This window comes from Deltaproteobacteria bacterium (assembly GCA_019309045.1).
Taxonomy (GTDB): domain Bacteria; phylum Desulfobacterota; class Syntrophobacteria; order BM002; family BM002; genus JAFDGZ01.
The window spans coordinates 1-13,691 of sequence record JAFDGZ010000075.1 but is presented as its reverse complement, the minus strand read 5'-3'; the positions used below and the strand labels follow the sequence as shown (position 1 = coordinate 13,691).

General features: G+C 51.0%; 14 protein-coding genes. 4 read left to right on the top strand and 10 right to left on the bottom strand.

The window, feature by feature from the left end; translation table 11 throughout:
• Window positions 1–50: 50 nt before the first annotated feature.
• Window positions 51–218, top strand: coding sequence for a hypothetical protein (locus JRI89_13850; protein MBW2072323.1), 168 nt, complete (start codon window positions 51–53; stop codon window positions 216–218).
• A 556-nt stretch (window positions 219–774) separates the two neighbouring features.
• Here JRI89_13850 and JRI89_13845 read toward each other — a convergent pair.
• The 8 genes from JRI89_13845 to JRI89_13810 all read right to left on the bottom strand — a co-directional run bounded on the left by JRI89_13845 (window position 775) and on the right by JRI89_13810 (window position 7,327).
• A complete protein-coding gene (locus tag JRI89_13845; protein ID MBW2072322.1) occupies window positions 775–1,011 on the bottom strand; it encodes a hypothetical protein in 237 nt (78 codons plus the stop codon).
• Between the two features lie 122 nt (window positions 1,012–1,133).
• Window positions 1,134–2,381 (bottom strand): MBL fold metallo-hydrolase, encoded by a 1,248-nt coding sequence (locus JRI89_13840; GenBank protein MBW2072321.1) that lies wholly within the window; start codon window positions 2,379–2,381, stop codon window positions 1,134–1,136.
• Between the two features lie 416 nt (window positions 2,382–2,797).
• Window positions 2,798–3,223, bottom strand: coding sequence for a hypothetical protein (locus JRI89_13835; GenBank protein ID MBW2072320.1), 426 nt, complete (start codon window positions 3,221–3,223; stop codon window positions 2,798–2,800).
• Window positions 3,224–3,391: 168 nt separating this feature from the next.
• Window positions 3,392–3,670: a hypothetical protein gene (locus tag JRI89_13830; protein MBW2072319.1), complete on the bottom strand. Its 279-nt coding sequence runs from the start codon at window positions 3,668–3,670 to the stop codon at window positions 3,392–3,394.
• Window position 3,671: 1 nt separating this feature from the next.
• A complete protein-coding gene (locus tag JRI89_13825) occupies window positions 3,672–3,905 on the bottom strand; it encodes a hypothetical protein (GenBank protein ID MBW2072318.1) in 234 nt (77 codons plus the stop codon).
• Between the two features lie 18 nt (window positions 3,906–3,923).
• The gene (locus JRI89_13820) at window positions 3,924–4,409 is read right to left on the bottom strand and encodes a hypothetical protein (GenBank protein MBW2072317.1); all 486 of its coding nucleotides are present in this window, start codon (window positions 4,407–4,409) and stop codon (window positions 3,924–3,926) included.
• Window positions 4,410–4,424: 15 nt separating this feature from the next.
• Window positions 4,425–5,840: a CoA transferase gene (locus JRI89_13815; protein ID MBW2072316.1), complete on the bottom strand. Its 1,416-nt coding sequence runs from the start codon at window positions 5,838–5,840 to the stop codon at window positions 4,425–4,427.
• The gene (locus JRI89_13810; GenBank protein ID MBW2072315.1) at window positions 5,840–7,327 is read right to left on the bottom strand and encodes a CoA transferase; all 1,488 of its coding nucleotides are present in this window, start codon (window positions 7,325–7,327) and stop codon (window positions 5,840–5,842) included. The genes JRI89_13815 and JRI89_13810 overlap by 1 nt, the downstream gene beginning before the upstream one ends.
• 924 nt (window positions 7,328–8,251) lie before the next feature.
• Between JRI89_13810 and JRI89_13805 the strand changes: the two genes are divergently transcribed.
• The 3 genes from JRI89_13805 (at window position 8,252) to larE (ending at window position 11,366) form a co-directional block, all read left to right on the top strand.
• Window positions 8,252–8,662, top strand: coding sequence for an acyl-CoA thioesterase (locus tag JRI89_13805; protein MBW2072314.1), 411 nt, complete (start codon window positions 8,252–8,254; stop codon window positions 8,660–8,662).
• Between the two features lie 688 nt (window positions 8,663–9,350).
• Window positions 9,351–10,520 (top strand): homocysteine biosynthesis protein, encoded by a 1,170-nt coding sequence (locus JRI89_13800; protein MBW2072313.1) that lies wholly within the window; start codon window positions 9,351–9,353, stop codon window positions 10,518–10,520.
• A gap of 36 nt (window positions 10,521–10,556) precedes the next feature.
• Window positions 10,557–11,366, top strand: coding sequence for an ATP-dependent sacrificial sulfur transferase LarE (larE, locus tag JRI89_13795; protein MBW2072312.1), 810 nt, complete (start codon window positions 10,557–10,559; stop codon window positions 11,364–11,366).
• 37 nt (window positions 11,367–11,403) lie between these two features.
• Here the strand turns inward: larE and JRI89_13790 are convergent, their stop codons facing one another.
• Complete coding sequence (locus tag JRI89_13790) at window positions 11,404–12,381, bottom strand: tRNA 4-thiouridine(8) synthase ThiI (protein MBW2072311.1); 978 nt, start codon at window positions 12,379–12,381, stop codon at window positions 11,404–11,406.
• Window positions 12,382–12,444: 63 nt separating this feature from the next.
• Entirely contained in the window at window positions 12,445–13,128 is a 684-nt protein-coding gene (nth, locus tag JRI89_13785) for an endonuclease III (protein ID MBW2072310.1), read from the bottom strand.
• Between the last annotated feature and the right edge of the window lie 563 nt (window positions 13,129–13,691).

The following is a 13,691-nucleotide window of genomic DNA, read 5'->3' as shown; positions in this document are numbered from 1 at the left end:
TAGATTGAAAATACGTTGCGATGACCCACAAGCCGAAAGGAACAGGAAAAGTGATTGTAAAAATTTCTGAAGGTCTTGAAATTGATACTTCCGGTGGGTTGCGAATTCTGGAAATAGAAAACTCTTTCTATGTCGTAGGGCAGGACATGCTGATTCATGTGGCCAGCAGGCAACAGGCCCGAGAAGAAATCCGGAAACTAAAGAATCTTGAGTGCTGAAGGCCACCGCGCACTACCGGGCAGTAGTAGCACGTGCAGTGGAAGGAATCTGGTTAAATCGAACGGCAAAAATATCCTAGAGAGGATCTGCAGTTATCCTCCATTCCTGGTCGATTTTAAAACTATTGCCAGTATGCCCATCTTATTGACAACCCCCCGGCGCTCCGGGGGGTTGTTCTTTAGGCTCCAAACGGTCGAAAAGGTTCAATCTTATTATTGCATCGGGCACAAATGTATTCCTTTTCTTCCACTTCTTCGGCAGATAGGGAGTCTGTTATACCTCTCTGTGCCGTAACCATTTCCTCCATAGTAAGACAATCTCTACAGACAATATCATCTGCAATCTTAACCGCCGAAAAAACCTCTGCCATTCTCGAATCCTCCTTTCTTTTAATCTGTGGCCTGAAAGGCGGAATCCACAGGCTCGGGTGCTCTCCGCCTCCAACTACAAAATATCTATACTCTTAGGAGAGGGGTCAAGAGATAGTGAACTATAGCACAACCTCTTTCGAATTGCAATGGAAAACATTAGATAAGAAGCGATGTCAGAGCCTTTTTACTCCTCGAGTTTTTTCGGTTTGTACAAAGGTATATCATACGTTGTATCCAGGTAAAACAGGCAGTTTTCAGGGCCGAGTTCTTCCACCTCCCGCCTGAGCTTCTTACATATGCGCAAGCCGGTCTCACGTGCTCCCTCAGGAAAACCTGGCTCATCAGACAAATACCTTCTCTCACTTGCCTCAATCTTATTCAGAAACTCTTTGTAGCTTATTTCTTTGAGTGGAAATGTCATGATTACCCCCGTAGAACAAGGCAAAATAACAACTCCCTCCGAATCACTACCATGATGCTAGCAGCAGGGCTATATCAAAAAATATTTTAATCTGGATTATTGACTAGCTTCTTGAGATAGGTCTAACCTTGCTTTTCTTTCTCCTGTAATGTGGAAATCTGCTCCCTGAATCTCCCCACAAACTCGTCTCGGAAGAATTCAATGTCCATAGCCTCATCATATCTGCCTGATAAATACAGAGCCATACCTTTGTATATATGTGCTTCCTTCACGTTAGGATCCATTCCGAGGACATCATCAAAATACCTCAGGCTTTCCTCGTGTTTCCCCAGGCCCAGTAAAGCATGCCCCTTGCCGAGAAGAGCATGGGCATTGTTGGGTTGTTGCGCCAGAATTCTATCAAAAACCTCAATACTTTCCTCACAGCGCCCAAGGTCACTAAGACAGGAAGCCATCAATTGCAAGGCCTCTGAGTCATCCGGCCTGTGGGCCAGTTCCTGATCGCAGCAATATAGCACCTCTTCTAGAAGCCCCTTTTCAGCCAGTTTCTTCGCTCCTTGCAACCACGAGATTTTGGATCCAGGCTCGATCTCAAGGATTTTCATCATAATGCCTTGATACGTTTGCTCAATCGCTTTATGGCCATCAAGGGCCATGGGTACGCCATGACCGGGCAATATGATGTCGATGTCCCTTTTCATCAATGACTTGAGTCCATAAAGGTAATGGTCTAGCCTGCCCCCAGCGTTCTTATCAACATCGGCAATAGCGTGCGGCAAAACCACATCCCCCGTAAATGCGGTTTTGGTTGGCGCATGATAAAGGCTTATGCCGTCAATCGTATGGCCGGGCGTACGAATCACCTCCCAGTTGAAGCCACTTAATTCCAGTGTTTCTCCCCCCTTCAGCTCCGTGATGGCATGACCGGTCTGTCTTATCATCTCTTTGAACTCGATAGGTCCTGCCTCGTGAATTATGAATTCCAAGTCTTTGCGCTCCATGATCGACGGGTACCGCAAAAGCTCAAACGTACCCATGGAGTGATCCCGGTGGCCATGGGTAAGCACAATCTTTTTGATGTCCGTCGGCTTGAACCCGAGTGGAAAAAACTGCAGGAATGCTGTATAGTCGTTGCCTGGATCAACAATGGTAAGATAATCTCCAGCAAGTACATAAATGTTGGAAGAAAAGTGGTATCCGATCATGAACATGCTCTTGGCAAAAACTGGATGTCTGTTCTTGAGAATCTCACCCAGGGCAAGCCATCCTGGATGATCTGGTTTTTCTTCGGGTTCTGATTCATCCTCTTGGGACAGCAATTGTTCCCTTTGTAACTCGATTTTGTCTCGTTCCTTTACTTCCTTGCTCATGTCCACTCCCTCTAGCTTGAGTCGTTTCAGGGCCTTGAACGTTAATACTAGTCTAATCTACAGTGATTCTCAAGGACTTTGGCCAAAACAAGTGACAATCTCATGGATACACCGCACAGAACCTCTGCCGGTCGCCTGTGCTCGTAACTTTCTCCAGTGAACTGCCCCAAATGCTTTACTGGTGGGCAATAGAGACTCTGCTTCCTGTCACGGCCCGGAAAATCGCTCCTAGAGCTTACTCATAATTCCATACAGCCCTTCACCAGGCTCGCGCCTTGGCTCTAGTTTTTTTCTTCCCTTTACGCCTAAACAAGGAAAACAAAAAAATCCCCCCCTCTTGCAGAAATCGTCAAGAAGGGGAGATTGTAATGGTGCGATGGTCTCACCCCACGGGATGAAAGCATCGACATTGGTTTCTATGGGGCGATGTAATCGAGGGTGAAGTCCAGCTTCAGCCTCTCCTCTGGCCACCATTTCGTACTCATCCGTTCTTCTCCGGGCCAGACTTCTTGGTCATTGATTTTTTCAATGATCAGCTCAAGAAAGTGAAACTCCGTAAGCTCGTACTTGACTATGATTTCAGGGGGCAGCAGCACTGCCAAACCCGACTCCTTGGACAGCTTCCACTCAAAGGGCTCATTGGGCTCGTGGGTCTTGGAGCCGTCTTTGCCTCTATAGACAGCCAGCAATTTCCCAGAGATTTTGTCATTGGGTTTCACGTTGTATTCCTCATAGATCTCGTCCGATATGTGCCACCACAGGCCTCTGAAGCCTGTCTTCACATACCCCTTGACGAGCATGGGATCAAACCCGCAGACACCCACACGGCATTTTTCTGGCATGCTCATCCTCCTTTTGGGTTTAATACCAGCATAAGCTCGTCTGTTCGAGAACAATTCCCTAGCAACAAGGTTGCAGCTTTGGTTATCTGTCTGTCCATTCCCATGAAACGGCCTTTAGGAGCACCAGACAGACCAAGAGCCTCTTACAAGCTTATGCAAAAATCCTCGTTACCCTTGTTTCTCCTCCGTTTCACTCACTAAGATGCGGACTTCCTCAACCTGAGCATAGCAGTAGTCAAGAAACTCACAGGCTTCCGAGTGACTGAGATACCTAGTTTCAAACAACCTTCGGATCAGGGGGGAGACGTGCCTGGAGATCTCCTCCGAGAACTCGTCAGCCAGGAATCCGTCATCCCCCTCCGGAGTTGCATAACTCAGATAACTCCTCTTCCAGTTGAGCACCATAGTCCTCAGGGTATCCAGCTCTTTACGGACATTTTTCTCCATGCTACCCCTTTTTCTTCGGCTCAAAAGCGTAGCACTTCTTGACCACGTTGAAGTCGGCCACACACCAATAATGGGGCCAATGGATCTTTTTACACCAGCCGATAATGTCAGCCGGTGGAAAGCTGGAACCCTTGATCACAGGCTTCAGATGCAAGCAGTCCCAGCATATATGATCACTCTCCTTATCAGGCTCGAGGACCTTGTCAAGGAATTCTTGTGGCGTCAATTCTGCCATGTGTCACTCCTTTCTCTCTTACCACTCCTTTACTTCGCCTTTCTTGAGCTTCTCCTGATACTCTTCCCAAACTTCGGGAGAAAGTCTCTTGATATCCCAGTTAAAAGGATAGCTGCCGGCTATGCCGCCGTCCGGCGGTTGCGGCCGCCAGCCTCTCACCGGTCTCCCCCGAATGCTAAACTTCACCATGTCGGGAACTCCCAGGTAAATGTCCCTGGGCAGACACTGGAAGGGCCTCGTCCTGCCTTCGACACCAGGTGAATAGTTCGTGTAGCCCTCCAAGGGTTTATCCGCGTAAAGCGGACTGGTATCAGGCTTCTCACCCGGTCTTTTCTCTGGCCCCTTGTACATGTGCCCCTGGATCATGTAAATGTAGTACACTGTGCCACATTCGGCACAGTTTACTGTCCCTTCCCAGTTCCAGAAGCAGTAAGGGTCCAGATAGTTCACCGTGTTGCACGGTTTTCCACCCACATCTTCCTTACACCAAATAATATCACACACGGCGCTCTCCTCCTTTTATATCATGGCCTTCTCATACCACTCTTCAATTTGCTTTGTTGGATAGCCGAGCAGCTCGTGGTAGATCTTGACGTTGTCGGCACCCACCGGCCGCCAGATCCAGTACAATCTCCTGGGAGTTTTCTCCATCAGGCCAGAACTGTAGGAACCCATTGCAAGTATGTCGCCAAACACGGGATCATCCTGCCACCTGATGGTACCTCTCATCCTGTAATGCTCGCACTCATAGACCTCCCGGTCGTTCATTACCGGCTCGGCCAAAAGCCCCGCATCCTGCAGGATCTTGACCACTTCGGATCTGGACTTGTCCGCGGCCCACTCCTCGAGAGCTGCGTAAATCTCCACCTGGGACTCGCCCTCGACCCTGTCCTTGTGGGCCTTGTACTTCTCGTAAAGCTCATTCTTGCCGGTGATGGCGCAGAGCTCCTTGAAGTCCTCGTCCTGGAAGGCGCTCACCATGGCGTACCTGGCGTCATACTTGTCCTGCGGATTCTTGGCATCCGGATAGTCAGACTTGCCGCAAAGGATGATGCCGTGGACGCAGAGTTGGGTATCCCAGTTGCCCCACCGCTGCCGCACAATGCCGAACCTGCCGTAGAGCGGCGCTGCATAACCCAGGCACCTGGTGGCAGCCTGCACCTGGGAAAACTCGATCATGGTTCCCAGCCCGGTCTTGCGGCGCCAGTGCAGGGCCGCCAGAATACCGAAAGTAATCTGGGTGCCGGAATACCAGTCGATGCACCAGTTGGAGTGCTTGGTGGCGTGGCCGCCAAAGGTCTCATGGAAGCCGGTTACCGAGGCAAGCCCGGCGTGGGCCTGGCCCAGGATATCGTAAGAGCCGCCAAAAACCTTGGGTCCATAACCAAAACCGCCGCCCCAGACGTAGATGAACCTGGGGTTCATCTCGATCAGGTAGCGGTAGCTCTGCTTCCACCTGTCGAAGGTTCCCGGGCGGTAGCACTCGGTGAGCCCGTCGGACATTTTCACCAGAGAGTAAAATGCCTCTTTCATCTCATCAAGGTGATAGTCCATGGTGATATGGTACTCGTTGGGATTGGCGTTCAAGTACCCCATACCGGTACCGGTCATGGGCCTGGTGTCGTGCAGCGGATAGAGATAGGTCTCGTTGAACGGGGCGCAGTGCCGCATGGGATCACCCATTCTCGGCATCTCTACCTTGATCACCTCAGCCCCCAACTCTGCCAGGTTTGAAACAGAATGCGGCGTAAAGATGTACATGGTGGTGCTCAGCCACCTGATACCCTTGAGAGATTGGGGCTTGCCGAACTCGTTTCCCGGATCGAACTTGGCCCGGCAGTACTCCTCGTAGGGCATCTTCATCTCTTCGAGCTCTTCCTTGCTCTTCGGACCTGGCAGATCCTCAAGCCTTGTTACTCTTGGGTCCTTCGCCATTATATTACCCCCTTCTCCTTGAGTTGATTGACTTCAGTCTGACCGATACCGCACCACTTCATGTAGACCTCGTAGTTGTCATAGCCGAGAGGCCTGCCCATCATCTTGACCCGATGCGGAGTCCGCATCTGGTAATTGTTCGGCGGCACCGAGAAAAGCAGGGTCCCGTAGTGGTCAGTGTCAATGGTACATACCCAGGGGCGGTACTTGAAGTGGGGAAACTCGGAGACCTCGTCGATGAACAAAACCGGACCAGCGGCGATCTCGTATTCCAGCAGCTTCTGTTCGGCCTCGATCCGATTGATGTCCCTAAGCCACCTGGTGGTAAGGGTATAGGTCTTGATCAGCATCTCCAGGGCGTTCCTGCCCCCCATCTCCTTGAGGATCGGGTCTTCGTGGATCAGCCTGCCGAACTGGGGGAAGTCCCGCTCGATGCACATGCCGATCCGGTACCACAGCCTATCGGTCTGGCCGCCGATCATCATGTAGCCATCCCGGCACGGGTTCCACTCGTACTGGTTCAGGTTGGGGTCCCAGGCACCGGTCCTGGCCTTGATGGAAGCGTTGAAGCCGTACCAGCTGATATCAAAGTCCAGGATGTCCATCTGGCTCTCAGCACCCGTTACCTCACAGAACTGTCCTTCACCGCTGAACTCATCCCTCCAGTACAGTGCTGCCAGAATGGTGTTCGCTGCCTGCTCACCGGCAACAAAGTCGGCAAACCACACGCCGGACCTGGTGGGGTCCCCACCCCTGCCCCTGGGGAGCTGATCCTGGGGAAAGCCGGTGTTGTGAATGAAGGCATTGGCACAGCCGCCAAAGGGCTCCAGGGTCCACTGACCGAACTTGGAAAGTTTGTCTTTATAGGGCCCCCAGGTGCCGCGCACCGCGATATTGCAATATACCAGCCGAGGAAATTCCTTGGAGAGGTGTCGATAACCGAGTCCAAGACTGTCCATATAGCCAGGCGGCATCTCCTCGATGACGGCGTCGGCCTGGCTGACTAGCGTCTTGTATATTTCACGGCCCTCTTCTGTTTCGAGATTCAGGGTAACGGATTTCTGTCCCCGCATCTCGTGGATGAAGTCCAGGCCGCACTTCTCGCCGGTGATCTTGCTCTCCAGCATGTACTCTTCGCGGCCGAAGGGAGTTAGTTTCCTCAGAGGATCACCTTCCGGAGGCTCCACATTGATCACTTCGGCCCCGGCCTCACAGAGCAAACCAGCACAAAACTTATTGCCCAGTCGCCAGAGACCTATGCAGACAAACTTGAATCCCTGCAAGGCCTCAGGCTTAGTGAAGCAGTATTCATATCTGAGGTTGTCCTCGCACCATTTGCCGAAATCTTCCGCTCGCCTCCTGGCATATACCTTTGCTACCTCTTCCGGCGAAGGCGGCGGCGTAACCGGCCAGGGCCTGATGTCAGGATGCATCAAGTCGAGGGTATCGGCCCTGCTATTTATTTCCACATCTCTCTTTTCTGGCATCTTTTGACCTCCCACTAAGTAGTATTCTTCACTTCACCTGATTTACGCTTCTTGGTAGCGTCAGAGGTCTACTCTTTTTCCTCCTCGCTGGAATCCATCACCTCCTTTCCTGTCACTCATCTTTGATAAATCCCGGGGCCACTGAAGTGGTCCCCTGCGGTGACTTTCACTCCGAGCATCTTGCGCTCGGCGAGAAGCTTTTCGTTGTATGGGCGCCGGCCCCATGTATCTCCCACCGCAGCGGAGATTTACCGGCTTCACATCACCTCCTTTTCATGGAGATTAATTGGGCTCGCTTCTTTCGCCCAGATTGTAGACTCCATTGTTGCCTATGTGGTTAAAAGGGCGTGACTCTGCTTTTCCGGAATCGAGGCGAATTTCTTTTGACAAGGAGCATCCTTAACTTTCTATCTTGGAGGCTACCTAAATCTCTCTGTCGTGTTGTTTGTAAGGTATAGTCTGCAAGCTCACGGCATCGAAAATGTGTATCTCTCAAGAGATGTAATCTCAGGTTATCCGTTGGCTGAAAATGCTGCCGGGTATTTTACTTTCCATTTTTGACAGATGCCACCCTACCGAAGGGCAGGTAACTTACCGATTTAATTAGGTTCGTAGCTCTTGTGCTGAAGACTGCGATACTGCTCTCTTTAGGGATGCAGCAGTTGAAAGATTCACAATAAGCGTTTGAATTTGTTTTCAATATATCGTGCCCCCGATTTTTGTCAAGAGAAAAAGAATTTTGTGATATTTTTCTTAAACCTAAAGTGAGCGATTCTTGTGATACCATGCTGTTGTGACCCGTGTTTCTCTAATGCGCTGAAATGAACAAATAATATACCTCGTCCTTCTTGACAATTATTTGGTGGCTGTGCCACCATTTCGCCAGTACAAGCTATTTCAAATCTTCCACAGACGAGGTGTGGCATGCTCGATCATCGAACTCAGGTACGCGTTCGCTTCGGCGATACTGATCCGTACGGTGTCGTCTACTTTGTCAGCTACTTTCGCTACTGCCATCGCGGTATCGAAGAATTCCTCCGCCACCTAGATCTCCCGCCAGAGACAATTTTCCGCAATCGGCAGGAGAAATTTGGCCTACCTATTGTGGCAGCTGACTGCCGCTTTCTGGCACCGGCTCGTTATGGTGATCTTTTGGAAATGGAGACCTCGGTCAAGGAAGTGAAAGAAAAAGTGCTGGTCTTCCGATTCCGCTTCTATTTGCCACCCGCGACCAAGGTAATTGCCGAAGGCACAGCTACTCTGGTAGCAATTGATCACACCTGGAAATCCAGGCCCTTGCCCGAGGTTTTGAGAGACAAATTAGAAGGCATATGATATGGAAGCAGTTTCAACGGGTCGCACTTAGAGAAGCGCTCCTACAGAGACTTCTCTTTATGTATCGATTCCTGTAGGAGAGGCTCTCTAGCCACGACTTGATAAAATTACACCCTTACCGCTGCAGGACACGGTTGAAAACCTGTCAACGGAAAATATCCAATTCCATCCGGTCGCGCTTGGGGAAGCGCTCCTACAGAGACTTCTCTTTATGTATCGATTCCTGTAGGAGAGGCTCTCTAGCCACGACATGATAAAATTGCACCCTCACCTCTGCAGGACACGGTTGAAAACCTGTCTCCGGTAATAATCGTCGGAACTTCTCCTGTGTCATCGGGTGGCGCTTGGGGAAGCCCCGTGCTGTTTTGAATCGTATGCAAAAGGTTAGGCAATAGATTCGCTTGACTTACAATTACTACTCGTTAAAATGCACATGCAAATTTATTGACATTACCACACATCTTCCCAGCAGAAGGAAAACTCTTGCTTACAGCCTTCAGCAACGCCACCAGGAGGTCCCTTGCCTTCCCCACGGATCCGACGGATGCCGTGGGGTGCATCATGGATTGCTCTCTCACCGGCAGTTGAAGCTACTCTACGTTTTTCATGATAATGTTAGTCTCTTCTTCGTTGCCCAGGCAACATGGAGACAGCAATAAATGTTTCAACGGATAGGAAAGGCACGAACATGGCTCGCTTTCAGGTAGATAAAACAATTGCCGAAATAAATGAAAAAATAAAGAAAGGCAAAGCTGTGGTGGTCACAGCTGACGAGATGGTTGAAATCGTCAGGGAAAAGGGTGAGGTGGGCGCGGCTCGCACTGTGGACGTAGTTACCACTGGAACCTTCTCACCCATGTGCTCTTCAGGCGCTTTCATCAACTTTGGCCCGGTAGCACCTCCCATCAAGGCTAGCAAGGTCTGGCTCAACGACGTGCCCGCCTATGCCGGTCTGGCAGCTGTGGACGTATACCTTGGCGCCACTGAACCCACCGAAGACGATCCCCTGAACAAAGTGCACCCGGGTGCCTTTGAATATGGCGGTGGCCACGTGATCCACGATCTGGTGGCAGGCCAGCCGATCCGCTTGCGCGCTGAAGCATATGGTACCGATTGCTATCCCAGGCGCAATTACGAAAAGGAGGTGGCCCTCGAAGACCTGGGCCAGGTGCTTCTGTGCAACCCGCGAAATAGTTACCAGAACTACAATTGCGCCATAAATCTGTCAGGGAAAACTATCTACACTTACATGGGAGTGCTCAAGCCTCGAGGCGCTAATGCCAACTACTGTACTTCAGGCCAGCTCAGCCCACTTTTCAATGATCCCTATTATCGCAGTCTAGGCCTGGGCACGCGCATTTTTCTCGGGGGTGCCCAGGGCTACATCATCTGGGCTGGCACCCAGCATCGACCCAATGTAGCGCGCACTGCCAACGGCACGCCGTTGCAACCGGCAGGAACTCTGATGGTCATGGGAAATCTCAAAGAGATGCAGCCCAAATGGCTTGTAGGAGTGAGCATACTAGGCTATGGCTGCTCCCTCGCAGTGGGTCTGGGAGTGCCAATACCGATTCTGAATGAAGAGATGGCGAGGTTTACCGGGGTCTCCGATGAAGAGATCTTTTCACCTATTGTTGACTATGGCAATGACTACCCTCAGGGGAAGGTCAGAGAACTTGGACAGGTTAGTTATGCCCAGTTACGGAGCGGTTCTTTTCGTTTCAACGGCAGGGAGGTTCAAACTGTGCCTCTTTCCAGCCTGGTTCGGGCGAGGGAGATTGCCGCAATTTTGAAGCAATGGATCCAGCAAAGCAAATTCCTGCTGGGAGAGCCTCAACATTTCCTGCCCAGTTCATGAAGCAAATTCGCATCTGGACTGCGGCGCAATATTAAAATGGACAGGCAGCTTGCCAGGCTTAGAAAAATTCTTGCCGACCTGAAGAGCACCCTGGTTGCCTTCTCGGGTGGAGTAGACAGCAGTTTTCTCCTTGCTGTTGCACTAGATGAGCTTGGCGACAGAGCAGTTGCCTTGACTTTCAGGTCTTGCCTGGTACCCCGCCGTGAGATCGAGCGGGCTGCGGTCTTCTGCCGGCAGCGCCATGCCCGCCACATCATTGTCGATGTGGATCCCCTGCAACACGAACAGATACGACTCAACCCACCAGAGCGCTGCTACCACTGTAAATATCAACTCTTCGCCCTGGCACTCACAAAGGCGGCGGAACTAGGGATCGACAACGTCATAGAGGGAAGCCAGCTCAGCGACAAAAGTGATCATCGCCCAGGGAGGCGGGCACTAGCAGAACTTGGAATTCGGAGCCCTCTAGCTGAGGCGGGCTTCGACAAAGAATCCGTACGCCATTTCAGCCGTGAATTGGGCTTGCCGTCATGGAATCTCCCCCCTATGGCATGCCTGGCTTCCAGGATCCCGTACGGCCATCTGCTGGACTGCGATACCCTTTCCAGGGTTGAAAAGGCAGAGGAGTTCCTCTTCGATCATGGTTTCACTCTTGTCCGTGTCCGTGATTTCAATGGTGCAGCGCGCTTGGAGTTGCTGCCCGAGGAATTGGGCATGGTTGTGGACACTAGCTTCCGTGAACGTTTGCTTGCCAAATTCAAGAAGCTCGGCTACACGAATGTGAGCCTGGATCTCGAGGGGTATCGCACAGGCAAGCTCAATTTGGAAATCAGGCCATTCCCATAGGATTGCGGTTAGAGAACCGCTCCTGCCGGTAATGTTGTCAAATCAGCAGCTGCCGGAAAACATCTTTACGCACCGTGGTAATGCTGATTTCACTGCTGTTCCGACCTGAGGCGATGGCCACCACCACTTTGGATCCTGTTTCAGCATCACTATAAGCTGCCACTATTTCCGCTGCTGTTCTCATCTCATCTGCCGAGGCTCCACTTTGCAGCAGACCAGTAGGCCCCGGTATACCTTTCACTTTCAGGATCACCTCATCCAGCAATGCCAGCTCTCTCAGTTTGACATTGTCCGCGTGCACCCTGCCCACCACCAAGCGGCTGCCGTTGACCAGCCTGAAATGACGTCCCCACTTGAGAAGCTCCACATCGCGGAGTTCCACCTTCTCTTTGAGCGCAAGCAAATTTTTTAGCCGGTCTGCAAATCCTTCTTTGGTGAGAAGACAGCCGCCCCCAGGACTCGGATACTCTTTGATGCCATAATGCCTTGCCAGAGCCATCTGTTTTTTGCGTGAACGCCCGTGGATTTTCAGAAGGCGATCACGGTCCACTTTACCTTCCTGCTCTGGTATAGTGACCGGCAACAGCCTGGCGCTGAGGGGCCTGAGAATGTATCCACCAAAGCCAGAAAGTTTGTCCACAGCCATAAGCGCATCTCGTCTCTGGGACATGGGCCTCTGACCGACAACCTCGCCTGTAGCAAGCAGATCGTAGCCTTCCTCTGTCATTATCCTCCCAGCTGTATTGAGCATGAGTGCGTGGCAGTCGATACAGGGATTCATTTGGCTGCCATAGCCGTAGCGGGGATTTTTGAGCATCTCCAGATGCGCTTGTCCAATGTCTACGACGCGCAAAAAAACGCCCAGCTGCTCTGCTGCCTTCTGCGCGGCTTCTGGTCCAAAAAATGGCGTCTGGAAGGTGATACCTTCAACCTCTATATCCTGATCCTGCAACACCTTAACAGCAAGCATGCTGTCCAGCCCGCCCGACATAAGACTGAGTGCTCTTGCCTTCATAACATCCTTTCGCAAATCCACGGCGACTATGGTTCATACAGCGTTTTATCCCGGTCACACTGTTTACTGAGGAGGAGCGTTCATCTTGCCGTGATCACAGTGCTGCAGCAGGGGACATTCCCGACATTTAGGCTTTCTCGAGGTGCAAATCTTCCTTCCATGTTGGATAAGTTGATGAGAAAAATGGGTCCATTTTTCTTGCGGGATAAGTTTCATGAGGTCAAACTCAATTTTTACAGGATCACGCTGTTCAGTGAGCCCCAACCTCTGCACAATGCGGCCAACATGAGTATCCACTACGATGCCTGGAATATTATAGGCTGTCCCCAATATCACGTTTGCTGTTTTTCTGCCGATGCCAGGAAGCTTCACCAGTTTTTCCATATCAGCTGGCACCTGTCCTCCAAAATTTTCTTCCAGTACTGCACAGCAGTTTTTCAAGCTCTTTGCCTTGTTCCTGAAAAAGCCAGTTGGCTTGATGTCAACCTCGAGTTGTTTCAAAGGAGCACTGGCATAGTCGGCTGCACTGCGATATTTCTTGAACAAATCCCTGGTAAGCTTGTTGACCCGCTCGTCAGTACATTGGGCAGAAAGAATGGTTGCCACCAGCAGTTCCAGAGGGTTGCTAAAGTTCAAACTGCACTGCGCATCCGGATATTCCCTGTCCAAAATATCAAGAATCGTTCGAATGTCTTTCACGGCACATCCTTTCTCCTTTGAAACGCAGTCGCCGTACAAAATCGCCATTTTCACAGAACAAAGAGGTCACCATCCAACCCGGCAGGTCGTGGCCAGCCTGTCCCCTTGCCAGGGATAGCCCTTCCCACAGAGAATCGTTTTATCAAAACCATTTCCCGGACAGGAGCGGTTCTCCAGCCGCGATCCTGATTTTATCAGGTCGTGGCTACAAGCCTCTCCTACGGCAAAGGTTACATAAAAAGAGGTCTCTGTAGGAGCGCTTCTCTAAGCGCGACCCAATGAAATAGCCCATGTTCCGATAATCATTACTGAGCACAGGTTTTCAACCATCTCCTGCAACGGCAAGGGTGCAATTTTATCGGGTCGTGGCTACAAGCCTCTCCTACGGCAAAGGTTACATAAAAAGAGGTCTCTGTAGGAGCGCTTCTCTAAGCGCGACCCGATGAAATTGGATATTTTCCGTTGACAGGTTTTTAACCGTGTCCTGCAGCGGTAAAGGTGCAATTTTATCAGGTCGTGGCTACAAGCCTCTCCTACGGCAAAGGTTACATAAAAAGAGGTCTCTGTAGGAGCGCTTCTCTAAGCGCGACCCGATGAAATAGCCCCTCTTC